This is a genomic window from Polaromonas sp. 39-63-25, from assembly GCF_002278925.1.
Classification (GTDB): domain Bacteria; phylum Pseudomonadota; class Gammaproteobacteria; order Burkholderiales; family Burkholderiaceae_C; genus Polaromonas.
Map to the genome: position 1 here is coordinate 274661 of NZ_NCJH01000006.1, position 21513 is coordinate 296173.

Here is a 21513-nt window from a genome sequence, read left to right on the forward strand (position 1 = left end):
CGGCCGGGTCACTTGGGGTCACTTGATCAGTTTGTGTTCAACGAGTTTTTTGCGCAGGGTGTTGCGGTTCAGGCCCAGCCATTCGGCGGCGCGTGACTGGTTGTGGTCGGCATGCTGCATCACCACCTCCAGCAGTGGCTTTTCGACCACACGCACCATCATGTCGTACATGCCGTCCGGTTCCGTGCCGCGCAAGTCCTTGAAATAACCTTCCAGGCTGGTGCGTACACATTCTTCTATGTGTTTCTTGCTCATGCGGGCTCCCCCTCCTTCTTTTTCTGTTCTGCATTGTCGCCGACTGCCGGCTGCGCCATGCCGGCACCCACCACAGGCATGCGGTCCATGCGCAGGCCAAGCCCGTCAAAAAAGTCCGCCACTGCCTGCCACTGCGCCTGGCTGTCTTCCAGCAGGTTCATGCGGCTGCGGAAAGCCTCGCCGCCCGGCAGCGTCCTGACATACCAGCCGATGTGCTTGCGCGCCGACCTCACGCCGCTGAAGTCGCCATACAGCTCATAGTGGTCCAGCAGGTGATCGAGCAGCAGGCGTTTGACCTCGGCCACCAGCGGCGGCGCAAGATGCGTGCCGGTCGCCAGGAAATGCGCGATTTCGCGAAAAATCCAGGGCCGGCCCTGGGCGGCGCGGCCGACCATCAGCGCGTCGGCGCCGGTACAGGCCAGCACATCGCGGGCTTTTTCCGGTGTGTCGATGTCGCCGTTGGCGACCACCGGAATGGCCACCGCGGCCTTGACGGCGGCAATCGTGTCGTACTCGGCCTGGCCCTTGTAGCCCTGCTCACGCGTGCGGCCGTGCACGGTGAGCATCTGCACACCCGCATCCTCAAAGACACGGGCCAGCGCGACGGCATTTTTGTGCGATTCGGCCCAGCCGGTGCGCATTTTCAGGGTCACGGGAACACCGCGCGGCGCGCAGGCAGCCACCACGGCCTGAACGATGGCCAGTGCCAGCGGCTCGTCCTGCATCAGGGCGGAGCCGGCCCACTTGTTGCAGACCTTCTTGGCCGGGCAGCCCATGTTGATGTCGATGATCTGCGCGCCGCGGTCAATGTTGTAGGCGGCGGCCTCGGCCATCATCTGCGCGTCGGTGCCGGCAATCTGCACCGCAATCGGCGCCACCTCGCCATCGTGGTTGGCACGGCGCGAGGTCTTCAGGGTGTCCCACAGGTCGCGCCGCGAAGTGACCATTTCACTGACCGCGTAACCCGCTCCCCCCGCCTTGCACAGACGCCGGAATGGCCGGTCGGTGACACCCGCCATCGGCGCGGCAAACAGGTTGTTCGCCAAAACGTAGGGGCCGATGTTCATGGGAATGGAAGGCGGTGTGGATGCTCAAAAACGAGGCACGATTGTAACTGCCCAAAATTTCAGCAATTGAAATCTGAAAACGGGGTGCGCAAGCCCGCTTTCGGGCCAGGACGCGGGCGCACTGCCTATACTCGCACCAGATGGAACTCTGGATACAACACCTGATTGAAGCCCTGGCTCTGCCCGAGTACGGGTTGAGCACGGTGTTTGTGGTCTCGTTCATCTCCGCTACCCTGTTGCCGCTGGGTTCCGAGCCGGTGGTCTTCGGCCTCGTCAAGCTCAGCCCGCACCTGTTCTGGCCGGCCGTGCTGGTGGCCACGGCGGGCAACACGCTGGGCGGCGCGCTCGACTGGTGGTTCGGCTATGGCGCCCACAAGGTGGTGGACAAGTATTCGCACTCCTCACACCACAGCCGGGCCATTCGCTGGTTGGAAAAACTGGGACCCAAAGCCTGCCTGCTGGCCTGGCTGCCCGGGGTCGGTGACCCGCTGTGCGCAGTAGCGGGCTGGCTCAAATTTCCGTTCTGGCCCTGTGTGGCCTACATGGCCATTGGAAAATTCGCCCGGTACGTGACGATGACAGGCGCACTGGTCTGGGCCTTTCCGGGCAACTTCAAGTTTCTGGGCGGCTAGAACCGCTCGTGCGGCTGCAGATAGCGCCACTGCCCGACCGGCAGGCTGCTCATGGACACCCGCCCGACACGGATGCGCTTCATCGCCTGCACCGTGAGCCCGACGCTTTCACACATGAAGGCAATTTGCCCGGGGCGTTCGCCCTTGAGCGCAAAACGCAGACGGGTCTCGTTTTGCCAGCTCACTTTCGCCGGCGGCAACAACACCCCGTTGAAGGTGAAACCATGGTCGATGCGGTTGAGCCGCTGCAGGCCGCCCGGCGTCATGGTGCCGGTCACGTCCACGATGACCTCGTGCTCCATGACCGACGCGTCCTCGCTGAGCTTGCGCGCCACGCGCCAGTCCTGCGTGAAGACCACCAAGCCGCCGGCCGGGGTGGCGAGCGGTGTCGCCAGCGTCAATGCGCTGACATGTTTTTTCAGGGGCCGGATGCCCGAACGGTCGTCTTTCGCCTGATTGGCCACCACCAACAGCTGCGCAGCCGGGTTGGCAGGGCGCTTGCTCCCTGCATCCAGGCCGGCCTCGTAGCCGGGCGGCTTGTTGAGCAACAGCGTCACCGGCGTCAGCGCCAGCAGGCTGGCGTCCGGGTCAAGTTCGACTTTCTGGTCCAGCACGCGGTGCTGCGGCTCTTCCACAACCACACCATCAACGCGCACCCAGCCGCCTTCGATGTACTGCTCGGCTTCTCGGCGTGAGCAGTTGAGCATCTGGGCCAGGTGTTTGGCGAGGCGGACGGGTTCTGTCATGCGATCTGCTCGGTCCTTTCAAGCGCCACCGTCGAACCGGCTCCGCCGGGCGACAGGAGGCGTCCCCTGCAAGGGGAGGATGGGCTACACGCAGTGAGCCCAGGCAGGGGTGTACTCATCTAGCTGCTGAACAGGAAATTCATCACGTCGCCATCCTTGACGACGTATTCCTTGCCTTCGCTGCGCATCTTGCCCGCATCCTTGGCGCCCTGCTCACCCTGGTAGGTGATGAAGTCGTCAAAGGCAATCGTCTGGGCGCGGATATAGCCTTTTTCAAAATCGGTGTGAATCACGCCGGCCGCCTGCGGGCCAGTGTCGCCGACATGGATGGTCCAGGCGCGCACCTCTTTCACACCGGCTGTGAAGTAGGTCTGCAGGCCCAGCAGCTTGTAGGCCGCGCGGATCAGGCGGTTCAGCCCGGGCTCTTCCTGGCCGATCTCGGCGAGGAACATTTTTTTATCCTCTTCCTCCATGTCGGCCATTTCGGCTTCCATCTTGGCGCAGATGGCAACAACAGGCGCATTCTGGCTGGCCGCGTAGGCGCGCAGCTTGTCCAGGAAGGGGTTGTTTTCAAAGCCGTCTTCAGCCACATTGCCGACGAACATGGCCGGCTTGGCGGTGATCAGGAAAAACTGCTTGAGCAGTGGCAGCTCTTCCTTGCTGAACTCCAGCGTGCGCACGGGTTTGGCTTCGTTGAGGGCGGCCTGGCATTTCTCCAGAATCGCCACCAGCTTGATCGACTCCTTGTCGCCCGAGCGCGCGGTTTTCGTTACGCGGTGCAGGGCTTTTTCAACCGCTGCCAGATCGGCCAGGCACAGCTCGGTCTGGATCACCTCGATGTCGGAAATCGGATCCACCTTGCCGGCGACGTGGATCACGTTGTCGTCCTCAAAGCAGCGCACCACGTTCACAATCGCATCGGTCTCGCGGATATGCGCCAGAAACTTGTTGCCCAGGCCCTCGCCGGTGCTGGCGCCCGCCACCAGGCCGGCGATGTCGACAAACTCGACAATCGCGGACTGGATCTTCTCGGGCTTGACGATGGCCGCCAGCGCCGCCAGCCGCGGATCGGGCACCTCCACGATGCCAACGTTGGGTTCAATCGTGCAAAAAGGATAGTTTTCAGCCGCGATACCCGCCTTGGTCAAGGCGTTGAACAGGGTCGATTTACCGACGTTGGGCAAGCCCACGATGCCACATTTCATGAAATTTCCTTATAAATCAAACCCCTTTTGCACGATTGCGCCTGACGCAGGCAACATGGAAGTGCCCGATAAGAGCGCAATGCGCAACCGGCCTGACTGACCGGGGAACCGGGCTTGAAATGCCCGAATTCCCCAATTTTTTGTCTTCGTTTTGCCTTGGGGGTAACTGGTGCCGATTGTACTGACCAGCAAATCCTGGCTACTTAGCACGCTCGCACCCGCTGGACGCATCCCCGGAGATCGGGGGCCTTTGCGGCTTCGAAAAAGCAGATCAGCCCAACAACTTGCTCCAGGTCCCGACGTTGTGAACGTTCCGGTAGCCCTTCTTCCTCAGCATCAGTTTTGCCATTCCACTTCGTGTCCCACTGGCACAGCAAAGAACAACCGGGGTGGACTTGGGTATCTCACCGAGCCTGCTACCCAACTCCTGCAGGGGAATGTTGATTGTTCCAGGGGCGTTCCCATTTGCGAACTCCCCGGCTGACCTGACATCAACAAAGGTCGCGCCGCTCTTCCTGAGTTCCGGCAGCATGGCGATAACTCTTTTTGAGTTCCACCACTTGTACGAAAACCAAAGCGCCAGAGCCATAAATGGCCAGTACTTTTCAAAAAGACCCAGAAAATCCATATAAATCCTTGTTCGACTGAATTGATGAAGTAGCAGTGGATAAGCGAAGTCCGGCGGCGTGCATTTGCCCCTTGAGGACCAGTTGTTTCGGCATGCCACCCGGGGCCGGCAAGTCCCAAAAAAACAGCCTCTCTTCCATGATGGTCTGATCCAGTTGATGCGTTTTCGAGGGGTGCCTTTGTCCTGGTTTTGTCGCCTGAGCTTTGCGAGTTCCAGGAAGTGCTTGAGGCCCTTGGCCTGTTCAGATCGTACAACCTGCCGGGGTAGTTTTACGCTGCAATGCCCGCCTGGGTCAAGGCGTTGAACAGGGTCGATTTACCGAGCTGGGCCAGCCTACAATACCGCACTTCAGGCTCATGAAAAACCTTCAAAAACAGGCTGTGAAGTGTATGCGATACGCGATCGGCTTTCTGGCAGCCCTGTTGCTGGCGGTTCTGTCCGGTTTGCTCGGCGCCGCCAGTTTTGCCCAGCCCATCGTCATTCTCGACGATCAGCGTCCCGTCACAGACCTGCAGACCAGTGGCCTGACCTGGATCGACAGCGGCGCCCAGGCCACCATCACTCAGCTGGCGTCCAGCAAAACCCGTCCGCCCATGAGTCCCGCGCAAGCCCATACTGTTTACGCGCTGGGCTCCCAGGCCGCGCTGTGGCAACACTATCGCTTCATGAAATCAGCCGACTCGCGGCAAGATTGGGTGCTGCAGTTTCCCCTGCCCCTGCTGGACCTGGTCACCGTCTTCCAGCGGAGCCCCACAGGCGACTGGATCGGCCAGACGGCTGGCGACACCGTCGCCGTTTCCCTCTGGCCGGAGCCTGGCCGCTATCCGCAATTCCAGCTGGCATTGAGGAGCGGCAGCGTCCACGACGTGTATGTTCGCATCCAGCATGCGACACGTGTCAACATCCCGATCAAGGCCATCTCCGGCAAAGTCCGCAGTCATCGCCAGCAGGTCGAGGCTCTGTCCACAGGTGTGGTGCTGGGCGCCCTGCTTTTGCTGATTGTTGCCGGTGCCACCCAGAGCCTGGTCTACCGCGACCGCGCCTACGGCTGGTATGCCCTGTATGTGTCGGTCATGACCCTGGTGGCGGCCGCCTGGACTGGCGTGGCCAGCCATTTGTTGTGGAGCGATTCCGGTGTCTGGGCCGACCTGGCACCGGGCTGCCTGAGCATTCTGGTGGGTGGCACGGCGCCCATGGTCGTGCATCACTTGTGTGGCCCCGGCGCCGGCCAAAAGTGGTTTGAGCCGCTCGCGTACTGGCTTGGCGCGGCCAGCCTGCCGCTGGCAATCACTTATGCCATGGTGGAACGCGGCACCGGTGTCATCATTGCTGGCACCTATGTGATTGCGGTTGTGGTGCTGGGCATGCGCAGAGCCATCATCGTCTGGAAAGGCAGGGACATGGTGGGGTTCTGGGTACTTGCGGCCTTCATGCCATTGGCGCTGGCTGCCCTGCTGATGCTGGCCAGCACCATGGGCCTGCTTCCGGTCTCATCGCTATCGCAATACGGGCTCCTGGCCGGCCTGACCCTCCAGGTGCCTTTGCTGCTGGTCGCGTTGAACCTGCGCTCACGCGAGCGCCACAGCATGGAAGCCAGGGAGCAGGCCATGGCAACCCAGGATGCGCTGACCGGCCTGCTGACCCCGCATCTGTTCAACGACCGGCTTCACCGGGTGGTCTCTCGCGCCATGCGCCACGGGGAACCGGCTGCCGTGGTTTATGTGGAGCTGGCCAACTACGATTATGTCAAGCGCACCTACGGCACAGCCGTGGCCGAACAAAGCCTGCTGCGCAGCGTGATCAAGTTGCGTCGCATCCTGCGGGATGTCGACACCGTCGGACGGGTGGATGAAGCCAGATTCGGAATGATCCTGGAAGGCGTGTCATCGCGTGAGCCGGTCAATGAAATGGCCGCGCGGCTGATCGCCGCGGGACTGATGCCGCTCAAAGGACTCCAGCCCGACGTTGTCCTGCAGTTTCACGTCGCCGGCGTGCTGCTCAGCGAAAAGCTGGCAGACGGGCCGGAACTCTCGCACGCACTGGCCCACCTGCTCGACAGCATGGCGGCGCGCACACGCCGGCCCATCCGTTTCCTGGAACCCGAGCTGACCCGGCCCATGCCGCTGGATGGGGATTCCAGGGATGACAGCAACCGCGACCTCGATAGCAAGCCCGTCCGGAATTACCCGAAGTTGTAGTTGGCCGTGACGCTCTGCCCCACCCTGAGCAGGTGGTCGTTGCCCTGCAGCACGATGGCATTCATGCCAAAACTCACCGCTCCCTTGAGGCGCGGGTCCTGCCGGTAGGTCTGCAGGGCGTCGCCGACTTCGGGGCTGCTCAAGGCTGTGACCGGGTCGATATTGGGTATCGGGCAGCGCGGACAGGGCTTGACCAGCTTGAGTTGCACCACGCCCTGTTCCGTGGCAATCTGCAGCAGCTCAAGGCGGTCTTCATCATGCGGCGCGAGCCCGTTGTCGCCTGACAGGTCGCCCAGCACGATGTTGGGCCTGAAACGCGCCATGCCGACAGCCGTAGCGCCCGCGGCCTGCAGTTTTTCATTCAACCCTGCCAACGAAGCTTCGCTGAGCACCAGCAACGGGTAGCCGTCGCTGAACTGGTTGAGAGCCTCCACGTCACCGGTCCATTGCCGGCTGGACGCGCGCTTTTCCTCGGGATCAAAACGTACCAGCCGCGCCTTCACGCCGAGGAAATCACTGAACCACTGGGCCGCGATGGGCCCCATGTCGTAAGCCTTGACCTCGTCGTCCCAGATCGTCACACGCACCGGCTCCTGCACCTGGTCGAGCGCAATATGCAGCGCCAGCATGCCCGGTGCGCGCAGGACCATGTCGTGGGTCTTGAGCTGGGGCTGGATCAGCGCCATGCGAGGCAGCTCACGCTGCGTCAGGAAGGCGCCATGTTCATCCACCACCATCCAGGCCCGGTCAAATTCGAGCCCCGTTTCGGTCAATATCGCCTCCTGCACCTGCACCCCGGCGCAGGACTTGACGGGATAAACCCACAGCCCGGTAATGACCGCCCCGACGTCGCCGGGCGCGGGGTCCGATGTTTCGCTCATTGATTCACGCACGTGTCAAACCCTTCAAAAATTCAGTTCAAGATGCACTGTCCGGGGACGATTTTGCCCTGCCTTCTAAAATGAGCCATGTCCAAGCCTTTTGATGTGTGTATCCGCGGTGGCGGTGTGGTCGGCCGTACGCTGGCGCTGCTGCTGGCACGCGAGCGCCTGCACGTAGCGTTGGTCGCCCGGCCCGCGCCGGCCGGCAACCCGGCGGAAGCCGCTGTCCCGCAAGATGTGCGGGCCTACGCCCTGAACAGCGCCTCGCGGCAACTGCTGACTTCGCTGAGGGCCTGGCCCGATGCCCCTGCAGCCACGCCGGTGCTGGAAATGCAGGTCTGGGGCGACGACGGGGGCCGGCTCGATTTTGCAGCCCCGCAAGGCACTGCCGACGCGGCCCTGGCCTGGATCGTCGATGTACCAGCCCTGGAGCAGCAGTTGGCCGAAGCCGTGCATTACCAGCCGCAGATAGAAACCGTTGAGGCGCCTGTCAAGGCCGCGCTCACGGTGATCTGCGAAGGCCAGAAAAGCTCCAGCCGCAACGAGTTCGGCGTGCAATGGATCGTCAAGCCCTATCCGCAAAAAGCCATGGCCGCCCGTCTGCAGAGCGACGTGGCGCACCGGGGTGTGGCCCGTCAGTGGTTCCACAACGGCGAAATTCTGGGTCTTTTGCCGATTGGCGGCACCGACGGGAACTCTCTGGCGCTGGTCTGGTCTGTCTCTGTGGAGCGCGCAGCCGCGCTGGAGAAGTTGACCCCGGAAGAGTTTTCCGCGGCGGTGCAAACCGTCTGCGGCGCCGAAGCAGGTTGTCTGCAGCTGGCGAGCAGCCTGTCGGGCTGGCCATTGGCGCTGTCACGGGCCGAACGCTGGGTCGGTCCGGGCTGGGCGCTGGCGGGGGACGCCGCCCATGCCGTGCATCCGCTGGCGGGCCAGGGCCTGAACCTGGGCCTGGCCGATGCGGCCGGACTCGCGGCCGTGATTCACGGGCGCGAATACTGGCGCGGTCTGGGCGACGAAAAGCTGTTGCGGCGTTATGAACGTTCGCGCAAAGCCGATGTGGCGGCCATGGGCGCGGTGACGGATGGACTGCACAGTCTGTTCGCGCAAAACGACGCGCGCTGGCAGGCTTTGCGCAATTGGGGCATGAAGGGCTTTGCACGCAGCGGACCGCTGAAAGAATGGGTCACGCGCCAGGCCATGGGTTCGCCGCCGCACCGGCCGGGGTGAGCGGCCCCAGGGCGAGGCGGCGCAAGATACGGCAAGACACGCTGTGAAAGGCGTGAGGGTTAATCACACAGACTGGAAAACAATGACACTGTTCAAAACCATCATGACCGGCACACTGCTGGCCCTGAGCCTTGGCGCCTTTGCGCAGGAAGCGGCCATCCGCAAGAACCTGGCCGAGCGCCTGCCGAACCTGCCCAGGATTGACGAGATCAACAAAACGCCCATGGCCGGCCTGTATGAAGTGCGCGTCAACGGCAGCGATATTTTCTACACCGATGCCGAAGGCAACTACCTGATCCAGGGCAACCTGATCGACACCAAGGTCAGGCGCAACCTGACGGAAGAACGCGTCGACAAGCTCAACGCCGTGTCGTTTGATGCGCTTCCGCTGAAGGACGCCTTCACCATTGTGCGCGGCAACGGCAAGCGCAAGGTGGCGGTGTTTGAAGACCCGAATTGCGGCTATTGCAAGCGTTTTGAACGCGACATGCAAAAGGTCAGCGACGTGACCGTCTACATGTTCCTGTATCCCATCCTGAGTGCGGATTCGACGGAAAAGTCCAAAAACATCTGGTGTGCCAAGGACAAGGCCAAGGCCTGGCAGGACCTGATGGTGCGTGACCAGCCGGTGGCCAATGCCAGTTGTGACGCCGGCGCGCTGGCGCGCAATATCGAATTCGGCAAAAAACACCGCATCACCGGCACGCCGACGCTGATTTTTGCCGACGGCTCACGTGTGCCCGGCGCCATCAGCGCCCAGCAGGTCGAGAAATACCTGACCGACGCCAAGGCCCAGTAAACCCGGTCCGTGCCGCCTGCGTTCATGCATAAAAAAGGGCTCCTGCCCTTTGCAGGCGGTCGCTAACTGCTCTGTTTTCAGTAGCAACAAACCAGCATCCAGCTGCCAGCGCGCCAGGCCACGCTCCGCCCGATGCGGTATTCTTTGAGCCTATGCCCAAACCTTCTGCCAAACCCTCCGGAACACCTTCCGGCGGAGTCCATTACCGCGTCGAGATCGCCGACCTCCATGCCCATCTGTTTCGGGTCACCCTGACCATTGCCGAGCCCGCCGCGCTGCAGCGGGTGGCGCTGCCGGTGTGGATTCCCGGCAGTTACCTGGTGCGCGAGTTCTCGAAAAACCTGCAGGGCCTGCGGGCGCGGCAAGGCGCCCGGGCGCTGCCTGCAGGCCAGATCGCGCAGCTCGACAAATGCAGCTGGCAGATCCGCTGCAACGCGGACAAGCCGCTGGTGCTGGTCTACGAGGTCTATGCCAACGACAGCTCGGTACGCACCGCCTCGCTGGACGCCGGTCGCGGCTTCTTCAACGGCAGCTCCCTATGCCTGCGGGTCGACGGCCAGGACAAGGCACCGCACCGGCTTGAAGTGATGGCCGCGCCAGCCATCACCGGCTGGTCCGTGGCCACCGGCCTGAGTCCGCTGAAGGTCGACAAACAGGGTTTCGGCAGCTATCTGGCCGCCGACTACGACGAACTGGTGGATTGCCCGGTCGAGATGGGAAGCTTCTGGAGCGGCGCTTTTGTCGCCTGCGGTGTGCCGCACCGCTTTGTGGTGGCCGGCGCCACGGCCAGCTTTGACGGTGAGCGGCTGCTTGCCGATACCCGGAAGATCTGCGAAGCACAAATACGCTTCTGGCACGGCGGCAAAAAGCCGCCGCACAAACATTACGTTTTCATGCTCAACGCCGTGGACGACGGCTACGGCGGGCTGGAGCACCGCAATTCCACCGCGCTGATCTGCAAGCGCCAGGACTTGCCGCGCCTGGGCAGCAGCAAGCTGCCCGAGGGGTACACCACGCTGCGCGGGCTGATCAGCCATGAATATTTCCACACCTGGAACGTCAAGCGCCTGCGCCCCGCCGAGTTCGGCAGCTACGACTACGGCAGTGAAAATTACACGCAGCTGCTCTGGTTTTTTGAAGGCTTCACCAGTTATTACGACGACCTGATCCTGTGCCGCGCCGGCCTGATCGACGAAGCGGCTTATCTGAAACTCCTGAACAGGACCATCAACCAGGTCATGCAGACCCCGGGGCGGCTGGTGCAGTCGGTGGCCCAGGCCAGTTTTGACGCCTGGGTCAAGTATTACCGCCAGGATGAAAACACGCCGAATGCCACGGTCAGCTACTACACCAAGGGCGCCTTGGTCGCCTTGTGTCTTGACCTGAGCCTGCGCGCCGAAAGCAAGAGCGCCATACCGGCCACCCTGGACGACGTGATGCGCAGCCTGTGGCTGCGTTGCCGCGGCGGCGCGATGAGCGAAGCGGATGTCGCCGCCGCGCTGCTGGAGATCGGCGGTCGCTCGTACGCGACGGAAATCGCCAGCTGGGTGCATGGCACGGGCGAGCTGCCGCTGAAAGACCTGCTGCAGCGCCACGGCGTCGCCGTGCTCGAGGAGCCGGCGCAACTGGCGCAGGCGCTGGGCCTGCGGGTGCAGGAAACGGGCGGCATCCAGATCAAGACAGTATTGCGCGGCGGTGCGGCCGAACGTGCCGGTTTTGCCGCCGGCGATGAGTGGCTGGGCATTGAAACCCCTGTGACCGGCAAGAGCCGGAAATCGGCCCCGCCGTCCAACCCGGGCTGGCGCCTGGGCAAGGTCGACGAGTTGCCGTTTTACGCAGGCCCCAGCAAAAAGATCACGGCGCTGGTCGCGCGCGACAAGCGCCTGCTTCGGCTCGAGTTGACGATGCCGCCAGACACAACCACCTGGCGATTGCTGGCCAAGGACGCAACGCTGCTCAAAAAGTGGCTCGTGTCCGCCGCCTGAACCCGGGGTTCAGCCAGCAGGCATCTGCGCCTCGATCTGGGCTACAAAACGCTCGGCTTCGGCACTGCCCTTGATCTCGCGAACAAGCTCGCGGGCCCGCTTGATCACGGTGACAAAATCGGCGAGGTCGCGCGCACCCTCGATCTTGATACACAGCGGCTCGGCCATCGGGCCCAGCAGGTGCTCGAGCAAATGCGAGGAGAAACGCTGCGCCTGCGCCAGGTTGGCCGCGCGCTGCGGCGCTGCGGCCGTGGCCGCGATCGGCAGCTGCGGGGCGCCTGCCGGCTCCAGCGCCGCCGGCATGGTTTTTTCCTCGACCACTGCCGGCTCGACCAGGCCCCCGGTTTCAAGTTCTGAAAGACGCTCCGGATCACCCAGCGCTGCGGCCATGGTGGTCAGTTCTCCGTAGGTTCTTTTGCCATCAACCATGATCAACAGGGAGCGCAGTCGGGGGGCCAGGCCTGAATGCCGGTCTGCAATCGCCTCCGTCCCCTTCTGTGTCTTGTGATAAATCACTTGCTTGTCGGGCATGGCAACCTCCTGTAACTAGTTGTTAAGTCAGTCTAAAACCAAAACAGTACAACGTCGAGGGTGCTTACCCCGGAAAAACCCGGAAACAGAGGGCGCTCAGTTCCGGCGATCCAGCACCCGTTTGGCCTTGCCCAGGCTGCGCTCCACACCGCCCTCGGCGCGCAACTCGATGTCCACACTGGTCCCAATGTAGGCCTTGATCTCATGCTGCAGCACATGGGCCGCTGCCTGCGCGGACGGGCTGTCGGGCGCCAGGCCGGGGCGGGTCTCCACCGCCACACGCAGGCTGTCCATGTTGCCCTCGCGGGTCAGAATGCACTGGTAATGCGGCGCAAGCTCATGGCGCTTGAGAATCAGCTCCTCAATCTGCGTTGGAAATACGTTCACGCCGCGCACAATCATCATGTCGTCGCTGCGGCCCGTGATCTTCTCCATGCGGCGCATGCTGCGCGCTGTGCCGGGCAACAGGCGCGTGAGGTCGCGTGTGCGGTAGCGGATGATGGGCAGCGCTTCCTTGCTCAGGCTGGTGAACACCAGCTCGCCGATCTCGCCGTCGGGCAGCAGTTCACCGCTGACGGGATCGATGATCTCTGGATAGAAATGGTCCTCCCAGATGGTCGGGCCGTCCTTGGTTTCCACACACTCGCTGGCCACGCCCGGACCGATGACCTCGCTCAGGCCATAGATGTCCACGGCATCGATGCCCATGCGTTTTTCAATCGCAAGGCGCATGTCGTTGGTCCAGGGTTCGGCACCGAAGATGCCGGTGCGCAGGCTGGCGTCGGCGGCGGACAGTCCCTGCTTTTCAAACTCGTCGGCGATCGCCAGCATGTAGCTGGGTGTGACCATGATGATGTCGGGCCTGAAATCGGTGATCAGCTGCACCTGCCGTTCGGTCTGCCCGCCGCCAAACGGCACCACGGTCAGGCCCAGTTTCTCGGCACCGTAGTGCGCGCCCAGCCCGCCGGTGAACAGGCCGTAGCCGTAGCTGATGTGCACCAGGTCGCCGGGGCGCGCACCGGCCGCGCGTATGCTGCGGGCGACACAGCCGGCCCACATGTCCACGTCATTTCTTGTGTAAGCCACCACGGTCGGTTTGCCGGTGGTGCCGCTGGACGCGTGAATACGCACACACTGCTCGCGCGGCACCGCGAACATGCCGAAGGGGTAGCTGGCGCGCAGGTCGTGTTTGGTGGTGAAGGGAAACTTCGCCAGGTCGGCCAGCGACTTGCAGTCCCCCGGATGCACGCCCGCAGCATCGAACTTGGCCTTGTACACCGGGGAATGCCGGTACGCATGCTGCAGCGTGGACTGCAGGCGCTTGAGCTGCAGGGCGCGCAGCTCGTCAAGGCTGGCCTTTTCAATCGGCTCGAGTGGAAAACTTTTCATGCGGCCTCCGCGCCGGTCACCGGAATGACGGTACCTGCAATCTGAGCGCTCTTGCCACGGAACATCGCCACCACCTCACCGCGCTGGTTGCTGACCATCATGTCGTAAATGCCGTGCCGGCCCTGCAGCGTCTGCTCCACCCCTTCGCAGGTCAACACGTCGCCGAGCTGGCCGGGTTTGAGGAACTCGATGCTGCAGCCCGCCGCCACCGCGACCTTGTTGTAGCTGTTGCAGGCAAAGGCAAAAGTCGAGTCGGCCAGCGTGAAAATCAGTCCGCCGTGGCAGATCTTGTGGCCATTGAGCATGGGCTCACGCACGGCCATGCGCATGACGGCGCGGCCCGGCGCGCAGGACACCAGCTCCATCTGCATGAAGTCGCGCGAGGCACTGTCGGCGGCAAACATGGATTCGCCCACAGCCTGGGCCAGTTGCTGGGCATCCATCTAGTTGCCCCTGAACGCTGGCGGGCGCTTCTCGAGGAAGGCCATCACGCCTTCGATGTAATCGTGGCTGCGGCCCAGCGCCGACTGGGTGTCCCGTTCCTGATCCAGCTGGGCATCCAGGCCCCGGCTGGCGCCTTCGCTGAGCAGGCGCCGCGTTTCGACAAGGGCGCGGGTCGGCATGACGGCCAGGCGTGCGGCCAGCGCCATGGCCTTGTCCAGGCAGTCTTCGCCCTCGGCGGCCACGTCCCAGATCATTCCCCACTCTTTCGCGTCCTTCGCGCTGAGCTTGTCGCCCAGCATGGCCAGTCCCAGAGCCCGCGCCAGGCCCAGGCGCTTGACCAGAAACCAGGAGCCGCCTGCATCGGGCACCAGGCCGATCTTGCTGAAGGCCTGGATGAAGCTGGCGCCCGGCGCGGCAATCGCCAGGTCGCAGGTCATGGCCAGCGAGGCCCCCGCACCAGCGGCCACGCCGTTCACGGCGGCAATCGTCGGCACGCGCAGCTTCTGCAGGCGCCGCACCGTCGGGTTGAAGGCCTGGTCGATGATGGGCCCGGGATCGGCACGTTCGACAAGGTTGGGGCCGGGCGCAAAGTCGAACTCGGCCAGATCGGCACCGGCGCAGAATCCGCGGCCGGCGCCGGTGATCACGAGGGCACGCAGCGCTGGATCGGCCTCCACTGCGTCCAGCGCCGTCCAGAGCTGCTGGTGCATCTGGCGGGTAAAGCTGTTCAGGGCCTGCGGGCGGTTCAGCGTCACGAGCGCCACGGCGCCCCGTGTGGACAACAGCACGGCAGGTTCGGAAGGGACATCGGTCATAAGCATCTCCTGTGTCGAATCTAGCATTAACCGACCGTGAGGTCGGTTAATGTTTTCCCTTGCTTTTCCACCTCACGGCGCGCTGTCCATGCAAAAAGATCGTGGCATGATTCAGCCTCAAAGGAACCCGCCATGACTTATGAATTGATCCAGACCCGCACCGAAGGCCGAGTGGCCATCGTCACCCTGAACCGGCCCAAGCAACTCAATGCGCTCAACGATCAGCTGATGGACGAGCTGGGCGCCGCGCTCAAGGCGTTCGACGCGGACGACAACATCGGCTGCATGATCCTGACCGGCAGCGAAAAAGCCTTTGCAGCCGGCGCCGACATCGGCGCGATGGCGAGCTACAGCTTTGCCGACGTCTACAAGGGCGACTACATCACGCGCAACTGGGAGCAGATCCGCAGCATCCGCAAGCCGGTGATCGCCGCCGTCAGCGGCTTTGCACTCGGCGGCGGCTGCGAGCTGGCCATGATGTGCGACTTCATCATTGCCGCGGACAACGCCAGATTCGGCCAGCCTGAAATCAAGCTGGGCATCATCCCCGGTTCGGGCGGCACGCAACGCCTGCCGCGCGCCGTCGGCAAAGCCAAGGCCATGGACCTGGTGCTGACCGGCCGCATGATGGATGCCGTGGAAGCCGAACGCAGCGGGCTCGTCAGCCGCGTCGTGCCGCTGGACAAACTCATGGAGGAAGCGCTGGGTGCCGCGCTGCAGATCTGCGACTACGGACAGATTGCCGTGATGGCCGCCAAGGAAGCCGTGAACCGCGCCTGGGAAGGCACACTGGCCGACGGCATCATGTTCGAGCGGCGCCTGTTTCACGCGACCTTTGCAACCGAGGACCAGAAGGAAGGCATGGACGCTTTTGTCAACAAGCGCAAGCCGGTGTTCAAGCATCAGTGAGCCCCCACGGTCGCTCGCTGCCCACTGGGGCGCGCGTTCTATCATGGAGCGCCCCGGCGGAAAACCATCACCGCCGGCCAAAGTCCGTTCAAGTTTGGCTATAATCTGCGACGCGCGGTGATATAGCTCAGTTGGTTAGAGCGCAGCATTCATAATGCTGATGTCGGTGGTTCAAGTCCACCTATCACCACCACGGTTTCGCGGAGCCCCAGAGGTCTGATCCTCTGGGGCTTTGTTACTTCACAGCCTCTGGACATAAACCATGAAACGCTGCATGCCCTCCCTGCCTCTGGCCCTGCCGGCCGCGCTGATCGCCGTCCTGATGACGCTGGCGAGCCTGTTCGCCACGCCGGCGCTGGCCCAGACCGACGAAGTCCCCAGCGTCCGCAATTTCCCCAAGGCCGCCCTGCGCGGCCTGCTGGTGGTCCGCGCACCGCCCGACATCAGCCTGAACGGCAAGGCCGACCGCCTGTCTCCCGGTGCACGCATCCGCAACGCCAACAACAACTTTGTGTTGTCGGGCACCCTGCTGGGCCAGGAGTTGCTGGTCAATTACACCCGCGACAGCGCCGGCCTGGTGTATGAGGTCTGGGTGCTGACCGCCGAGGAAGCCAAGGAAAAACGCGCCGGCCTGTCCTCGCGCAATTTCATCTTCAGCTCGGAAGCTGAAACCGCGCCCCAGGACGACGGCAAGACGCCTTACAACCAGTTGCCGAGCTACAAGCAGTAACCCTGCTTTTTTGCAAGCAGAATCAGCCTTCAGCCCTTATTTCACGGGCGCCAGCAGCTCCTAATTCGATAGCAAATTCATGAGCAAAAAAGTCTTCATCAAAACCTTCGGCTGCCAGATGAACGAGTACGACTCGGACAAGATGTCCGACGTGCTGCACGCCGCCCAGGGTTACGAGCCCACCAGCAATGTGGACGAGGCCGACCTGATCCTGTTCAACACCTGCTCGGTGCGCGAAAAGGCGCAGGAAAAGGTCTTCAGCGACCTCGGGCGGGTCAAGCACCTGAAGAAAAAGGGCGTGCTGATCGGCGTCGGCGGCTGCGTGGCCAGCCAGGAGGGCGACGCCATCATCGAACGCGCGCCGTATGTCGATGTGGTGTTCGGCCCGCAGACCCTGCACCGCCTGCCCGACCTGCTGGCCAGACGCATCAGCCTGGGCAAATCGCAGGTGGACATCAGCTTTCCCGAGATTGAGAAGTTCGACCACCTGCCGCCCGCCCGCGTGGAAGGCCCCAGCGCCTTTGTCAGCATCATGGAAGGCTGCTCCAAATACTGCAGCTACTGCGTGGTGCCCTACACGCGCGGCGAGGAAGTTTCACGCCCGTTCGAGGACGTGCTGGTCGAAGTGGCGGGCCTGGCCGACCAGGGCGTGCGAGAGGTGACGCTGCTGGGACAGAACGTCAACGCCTACCGCGGACCGATGGGCGGCACCGCCGACGTCGCCGATTTCGCCACCCTGCTCGAATACGTCTCCGACATTCCCGGCATCGAACGCATCCGTTATGTCACCAGCCACCCCAACGAGTTCACGCAGCGCCTGATCGACGCCTACGGCAAACTGCCCAAGCTGGTGAACCACCTGCACCTGCCGGTGCAGCACGGCTCGGACCGCATCCTGATGGCCATGAAACGCGGCTACACCGCGATGGAATACAAATCCACCATCCGCAAGCTGCGCGCGATCCGCCCCGACCTGGCCATGAGCAGCGACTTCATCGTCGGTTTTCCCGGCGAGACCGAGGACGACTTCAGCAAGATGATGAAGCTGATCGACGACGTCGGTTACGACACCTCGTTCAGCTTCATCTTCAGCCCGCGGCCGGGCACACCCGCGGCCAATCTGCTAGATGACACGCCGCACGAGGTCAAGCTCGCGCGCCTGCAGCGCCTGCAGGCCGCCCTCGACGACAGCGTACGCGCCATCAGCGCCAGCCGCCAGGGCACGGTGCAACGCATCCTGGTCGAAGGGGCATCCCGCAAGGATGCGACCGAGCTGATGGGTCGCACCGAATGCAACCGCGTCGTCAACTTCAGAGGCCAGCCGCGCCTGATCGGCCAGATGGTGGACGTGACCATCACCGAAGCCTCGCAACGCTCCCTGCGCGGAGAAGTTCTGCACCACGAAGAGCCCGCACTGAGCGTTTGAAACCACGCGCAGCACCCCCGCCGGCAAGGACCTCCCATGCTTGAGCGCGTTTCCTTCCGCCAGCTGCTGGTGGCCGCCTTTTTGCTGATTGCCGGCCTGCTGGCCGCCGCCTCGCTGCGCGCCGTGTTCACGCTGGAGCAACTCACGATGCAAAGCCGCGACGGCGCGGTACGCGCGCTCGACCTCAGTGCGGCCGCCCAGTCCCTGAACGAACGCAGCGTGACGATGGAACGCACGGCCCGCCAGTCGCTGGTGCTGTCCGACCGCGTGCTGCGCCAGCGCTTCGACGAGGCCGCCGCCGATGCCAGAACCGTGCTGACACGGCTGGGCCCGCAGAATGTGCCCGCTGCCCTGGTCACCGACTGGAAGAAACACCTGCAGGCCGTCACCGCGCTGCTGTCCGGCTCGCCCGATACCGCACTCGACAGGGACAGGCAGGTCGCGCAGGAATTCCGCGAGCTGGACCGCATCAACGCGGCCATTGCGCAGCAGGTCCGGCAAACCATTGCCAGGCAAAACCGCAGCCTGCTCGACACGCTGGAAGACCGCCGCCGGCAATTGACACAACAGGTGCTGGGCGCGATCGGCCTGGCCGTGCTGATGGCGCTGGCATTCGGCATCTGGCTCACGCGTCCGCTCAACCGCCTGGAAAAAGCCATCATCGGCCTGGGCGAAAATCGTTTGGACGAGGCCATCCGCATCGACGGCCCGGCCGACTTGCAGCTGGTCGGACAGCGGCTGGAATGGCTGCGGCTGCGGCTGGTGGAACTGGACGCCGACAAGTCGCGGTTTTTGCGCCATGTCTCGCACGAACTCAAAACCCCGCTGGCTTCGCTGCGCGAGGGCGTGTCGCTGCTCGAAGACGGCGTGGCCGGCGAGCTCAGCGCCAACCAGCGGGAAGTGGCCAAAATCCTGCGCCACAACACCGGCTTGCTGCAGGGCCAGATCGAGGACCTGCTGCGCTTCAACGCCGCAGCGTTTGAGGCACGCCAGCTGCGCCGGGAAAAAACCGACCTGCTGCAGCTCATTGAAGAACAGGTGGAAGGCCAGCGCCTGCAGTGGCGCGCGCGCGATCTGCAGGTCAGCGTCGAGGGTCCGGCCCTGCAGGCCGAGGTAGACCGCGACAAGCTCGGAACCGCCATCGCCAACCTGCTGTCCAACGCCATCCGGTTTTCTCCGGCCGGGGGCAGAATACGCATCCGGCTGAGCCAGTTGACCGACGTCGTTCACATCGACATGGACGACGAAGGCCCAGGCATCGCCTACGACGACCAGGCACGCATTTTTGAACCCTTTTACCGCGGCGAACGGCAGCCACCGCAAGTGGTCCGGGGCAGCGGCATTGGCCTGTCCATCGTCCACGAGTACATTGCTGCCCATGGGGGCCGGGTGCAGCTGCTGCCGGACGGCCCGGGTGCCCATTTCAGGATAGAACTTCCCCATGCTTTCAAGTCTTGAGGCCTTCGGCCCCGTCTTCTGCCGCACCCTGCCCTGGGCGCTGGCCCTCAGCCTGGCTGCCGGCTGCACCGTGCCTGCCCCTTCTCCGGCCGGGCCAGGCATGGCGACCGCGACGAATCCAGCCCCTGGAGCGCCGCCACCGCCGGCAAACGCTGCGTCTTCGGAGGCAGACGCCGTCACGCCACTGCTGGCCTACGCTGACCGGCTGCGCGGCCTGCCCGGCCCCGAACTGGCCCAGGAAATCACCCGGCTGGGCAACGCCGTGTCAGCGGGCGACCAGCTGCGCCTGGCACTCTCGCTGAGCCAGACCCGGCAGCTTCCTGATCTGGTGCGCGCCCAGGAACTGCTGCAGCGCGCCCTGGCCAACAACAGCGAGGAAGCCCGGCCGCTGCACGCCCTGGCGCGCCTGCTGGCCGCACGTTTTTCCGAGCAACGGCGGGCCGAAGACCAGCTGGACCGGCAGAACCAGCAACTGCGCGATCTGCAGCGCCGTCTCGAACAGACCCAGGACAAACTCGACGCCCTCAAGGAAATCGAACGCAGCCTGAGCAGTCGCCCCCCGGCGGCCCCGGCATCGTCGCCACGCGGCCGCACCCGGCCACCGGGCCCATGACAGCCGCCAATGCCCACCTGCTGGTCGTCGACGACGACGCCGACATGCTGCGCCTGCTGACCATGCGGCTGAGCGCGGCCGGCTACCGCGTCAGCGCGGTGAGTTCGGCCGAAGCGGCCCTGACCCAGCTCGAGATCGAGCGCCCGCAACTGGTGCTCAGCGATGTGCGCCTGCCCGGCAAGGACGGCCTGGCACTGTTTGACGAGATCCGCAGCCAGCACCCCTCGCTGCCGGTGATTCTGCTGACGGCCCACGGCACGATTCCCGATGCAGTGGAAGCCACCGAACGCGGCGTGTTCACCTACCTGACCAAGCCGTTTGACGGCAAAGGCCTGCTCGACAAAATCGCGCAGGCCCTGTCGCTGAGCGCACCGGTGCCGGCGGTGCCCGCCGGCCAGTCGCCGGCCTGGCAAAGCGGTTTCATCAGCCGCTCCAGCCGCATGGCCGAAACCCTGGCCGAGGCGCGCATGGTCGCCCAGTCGGACGCCAGCGTGATGTTGCGCGGCGAAAGCGGCACCGGCAAGGAACTGCTGGCCCAGGCCATTCACCAGGCCAGCCCCCGTGCCGCCCGGCCGTTCATTGCCGTGAACTGCGGCGCCATTCCCGAAGCCCTGCTCGAATCCGAACTTTTTGGCCACGTCAAAGGGGCTTTCACCGACGCTTCGGCCAACCACAAGGGACTGTTCCAGGCCGCCGAAGGCGGCACCCTGCTGCTCGATGAAATCGGTGACATGCCGCTGGCCCTGCAGGTCAAGCTGCTGCGGGTGCTGCAGGAGCGCACCGTCCGGCCGCTGGGGTCCAGCCAGTCCATCCCGGTCGATGTGCGCATTCTCTCGGCAACCCACAGGGACCTCGACGCGGCCATGGCCGAAGGCCAGTTCCGCACCGACCTGTATTACCGGCTCAATGTGGTCACGCTGACACTGCCCCCCCTGTCCGAACGGCGCGAAGACATCGCGCTGCTGGCCAATCATTTTCTCCTCAAGCTCTCTGAAAAATACGGCAAACGCCTGAGCGGCTTTGCGCCGGAAGCCATCAAGGCCCTGAACACGGCCGCCTGGCCGGGCAACGTGCGTCAGCTCTACAACGTGGTCGAACAGGTGTGCGCGCTGGCCAGCACACCCCTGATTCCCCTGACCCTGATTCAACGCGCGCTACGCTCTCCAAGTGTGCAGGTGCTCACCCTGGCCGATGCGCGCCAGCGTTTCGAGCATGAGTACCTGGTCGGCCTGCTCAAACTGACCGACGGCAACGTGGCCGACGCCGCCCGGCTGGCAGACCGCAACCGCACCGAGTTTTACCGCCTGCTGCAAAAGCACAACCTGACGCCGGGCCACTTCAAAACCGACCCGGCGAATTCCTCTTCTGATCCTGTCGCCGAGGAGCGACAGGGCCAAGGCCCTGATTCCAAACACTAATTTCATCAGGTGGGCGATAGTTGTCGCCCGAAGGCGACAAAAACAGGGGTCCAGCCGCCTCTTTTCTGGTCAGGATTCACGATTCACCCGTGAAATCACTTCAAGCCGTTGATTTAAAACAACTTTTCCAGGTTGGCACAGGGTTTGCCCCAGTCAA

21 protein-coding genes and 1 tRNA gene are annotated in these 21513 nt (G+C 63.6%); 12 read left to right on the plus strand and 10 right to left on the minus strand.

Annotation, left to right across the window (positions count from 1 at the left end; translation table 11 throughout):
- Positions 1–18: 18 nt before the first annotated feature.
- Both B7X65_RS07825 and dusB read right to left on the minus strand, forming a co-directional pair.
- The gene (locus B7X65_RS07825; RefSeq protein WP_293593726.1) at positions 19–255 is read right to left on the minus strand and encodes a Fis family transcriptional regulator; all 237 of its coding nucleotides are present in this window, start codon (positions 253–255) and stop codon (positions 19–21) included.
- Positions 252–1322, minus strand: a complete 1071-nt coding sequence (gene dusB, locus B7X65_RS07830; protein WP_293593727.1) for a tRNA dihydrouridine synthase DusB — start codon at positions 1320–1322, stop codon at positions 252–254. Before dusB ends, B7X65_RS07825 begins: the two co-directional genes overlap by 4 nt.
- Positions 1323–1462: 140 nt before the next feature.
- Here dusB and B7X65_RS07835 point away from each other — a divergent pair, with 140 nt between their 5' ends.
- Positions 1463–1954, plus strand: a complete 492-nt coding sequence (locus tag B7X65_RS07835) for a YqaA family protein (RefSeq protein WP_293593728.1) — start codon at positions 1463–1465, stop codon at positions 1952–1954.
- Here B7X65_RS07835 and B7X65_RS07840 read toward each other — a convergent pair.
- The 3 genes from B7X65_RS07840 to B7X65_RS07850 all read right to left on the minus strand — a co-directional run bounded on the left by B7X65_RS07840 (position 1951) and on the right by B7X65_RS07850 (position 4533).
- Positions 1951–2700, minus strand: coding sequence for an rRNA pseudouridine synthase (locus tag B7X65_RS07840; RefSeq protein ID WP_293593729.1), 750 nt, complete (start codon positions 2698–2700; stop codon positions 1951–1953). The genes B7X65_RS07835 and B7X65_RS07840 overlap by 4 nt on opposite strands.
- Before the next feature lie 119 nt (positions 2701–2819).
- Positions 2820–3905, minus strand: a complete 1086-nt coding sequence (gene ychF / locus B7X65_RS07845) for a redox-regulated ATPase YchF (protein WP_293593730.1) — start codon at positions 3903–3905, stop codon at positions 2820–2822.
- Between the two features lie 271 nt (positions 3906–4176).
- On the minus strand, positions 4177–4533 hold the full coding sequence (locus B7X65_RS07850; RefSeq protein WP_293593731.1) for a rhodanese-like domain-containing protein: 357 nt from the start codon (positions 4531–4533) through the stop codon (positions 4177–4179).
- A 389-nt stretch (positions 4534–4922) separates the two neighbouring features.
- On the opposite strand from B7X65_RS07850, the gene B7X65_RS07855 reads away from it, so the two are divergent.
- Positions 4923–6731 (plus strand): 7TM diverse intracellular signaling domain-containing protein, encoded by a 1809-nt coding sequence (locus tag B7X65_RS07855; protein ID WP_293593732.1) that lies wholly within the window; start codon positions 4923–4925, stop codon positions 6729–6731.
- Here B7X65_RS07855 and B7X65_RS07860 read toward each other — a convergent pair.
- Positions 6716–7612 (minus strand): MOSC N-terminal beta barrel domain-containing protein, encoded by an 897-nt coding sequence (locus B7X65_RS07860; RefSeq protein WP_293593733.1) that lies wholly within the window; start codon positions 7610–7612, stop codon positions 6716–6718. The genes B7X65_RS07855 and B7X65_RS07860 overlap by 16 nt on opposite strands.
- Before the next feature lie 87 nt (positions 7613–7699).
- Between B7X65_RS07860 and B7X65_RS07865 the strand changes: the two genes are divergently transcribed.
- The 3 genes from B7X65_RS07865 to B7X65_RS07875 all read left to right on the plus strand — a co-directional run bounded on the left by B7X65_RS07865 (position 7700) and on the right by B7X65_RS07875 (position 11623).
- The gene (locus B7X65_RS07865) at positions 7700–8839 is read left to right on the plus strand and encodes an FAD-dependent monooxygenase (RefSeq protein WP_293593734.1); all 1140 of its coding nucleotides are present in this window, start codon (positions 7700–7702) and stop codon (positions 8837–8839) included.
- 82 nt (positions 8840–8921) lie between these two features.
- On the plus strand, positions 8922–9638 hold the full coding sequence (locus B7X65_RS07870) for a DsbC family protein (protein WP_293593735.1): 717 nt from the start codon (positions 8922–8924) through the stop codon (positions 9636–9638).
- 152 nt (positions 9639–9790) lie between these two features.
- A complete protein-coding gene (locus B7X65_RS07875) occupies positions 9791–11623 on the plus strand; it encodes a peptidase M61 (protein WP_293593736.1) in 1833 nt (610 codons plus the stop codon).
- A 9-nt stretch (positions 11624–11632) separates the two neighbouring features.
- On the opposite strand, the gene B7X65_RS07880 is transcribed toward B7X65_RS07875, so the two are convergent.
- The 4 genes from B7X65_RS07880 to B7X65_RS07895 form a co-directional block, all read right to left on the minus strand.
- A complete protein-coding gene (locus B7X65_RS07880; protein WP_293593737.1) occupies positions 11633–12154 on the minus strand; it encodes a hypothetical protein in 522 nt (173 codons plus the stop codon).
- 96 nt (positions 12155–12250) lie between these two features.
- Complete coding sequence (paaK, locus tag B7X65_RS07885) at positions 12251–13543, minus strand: phenylacetate--CoA ligase PaaK (RefSeq protein ID WP_293593738.1); 1293 nt, start codon at positions 13541–13543, stop codon at positions 12251–12253.
- On the minus strand, positions 13540–13986 hold the full coding sequence (paaI, locus tag B7X65_RS07890) for a hydroxyphenylacetyl-CoA thioesterase PaaI (protein ID WP_293593739.1): 447 nt from the start codon (positions 13984–13986) through the stop codon (positions 13540–13542). Before paaI ends, paaK begins: the two co-directional genes overlap by 4 nt.
- A complete protein-coding gene (locus B7X65_RS07895) occupies positions 13987–14802 on the minus strand; it encodes an enoyl-CoA hydratase-related protein (protein ID WP_293593740.1) in 816 nt (271 codons plus the stop codon).
- Between the two features lie 132 nt (positions 14803–14934).
- Between B7X65_RS07895 and B7X65_RS07900 the strand changes: the two genes are divergently transcribed.
- The 7 genes from B7X65_RS07900 to B7X65_RS07930 all read left to right on the plus strand — a co-directional run bounded on the left by B7X65_RS07900 (position 14935) and on the right by B7X65_RS07930 (position 21356).
- A complete protein-coding gene (locus B7X65_RS07900) occupies positions 14935–15711 on the plus strand; it encodes an enoyl-CoA hydratase (RefSeq protein ID WP_293593741.1) in 777 nt (258 codons plus the stop codon).
- Between the two features lie 116 nt (positions 15712–15827).
- Positions 15828–15904, plus strand: a tRNA-Met gene (locus B7X65_RS07905).
- A gap of 81 nt (positions 15905–15985) precedes the next feature.
- Entirely contained in the window at positions 15986–16441 is a 456-nt protein-coding gene (locus tag B7X65_RS07910; protein ID WP_293593742.1) for a hypothetical protein, read from the plus strand.
- A 79-nt stretch (positions 16442–16520) separates the two neighbouring features.
- Positions 16521–17867 (plus strand): tRNA (N6-isopentenyl adenosine(37)-C2)-methylthiotransferase MiaB, encoded by a 1347-nt coding sequence (gene miaB / locus B7X65_RS07915; RefSeq protein ID WP_293593743.1) that lies wholly within the window; start codon positions 16521–16523, stop codon positions 17865–17867.
- Positions 17868–17903: 36 nt separating this feature from the next.
- Positions 17904–19325, plus strand: a complete 1422-nt coding sequence (locus B7X65_RS07920; RefSeq protein WP_293593744.1) for an ATP-binding protein — start codon at positions 17904–17906, stop codon at positions 19323–19325.
- Complete coding sequence (locus B7X65_RS07925) at positions 19309–19938, plus strand: hypothetical protein (RefSeq protein ID WP_293593745.1); 630 nt, start codon at positions 19309–19311, stop codon at positions 19936–19938. Before B7X65_RS07920 ends, B7X65_RS07925 begins: the two co-directional genes overlap by 17 nt.
- On the plus strand, positions 19935–21356 hold the full coding sequence (locus B7X65_RS07930) for a sigma 54-interacting transcriptional regulator (protein ID WP_293593746.1): 1422 nt from the start codon (positions 19935–19937) through the stop codon (positions 21354–21356). The genes B7X65_RS07925 and B7X65_RS07930 overlap by 4 nt, the downstream gene beginning before the upstream one ends.
- The last annotated feature ends 157 nt before the right edge of the window (positions 21357–21513 follow it).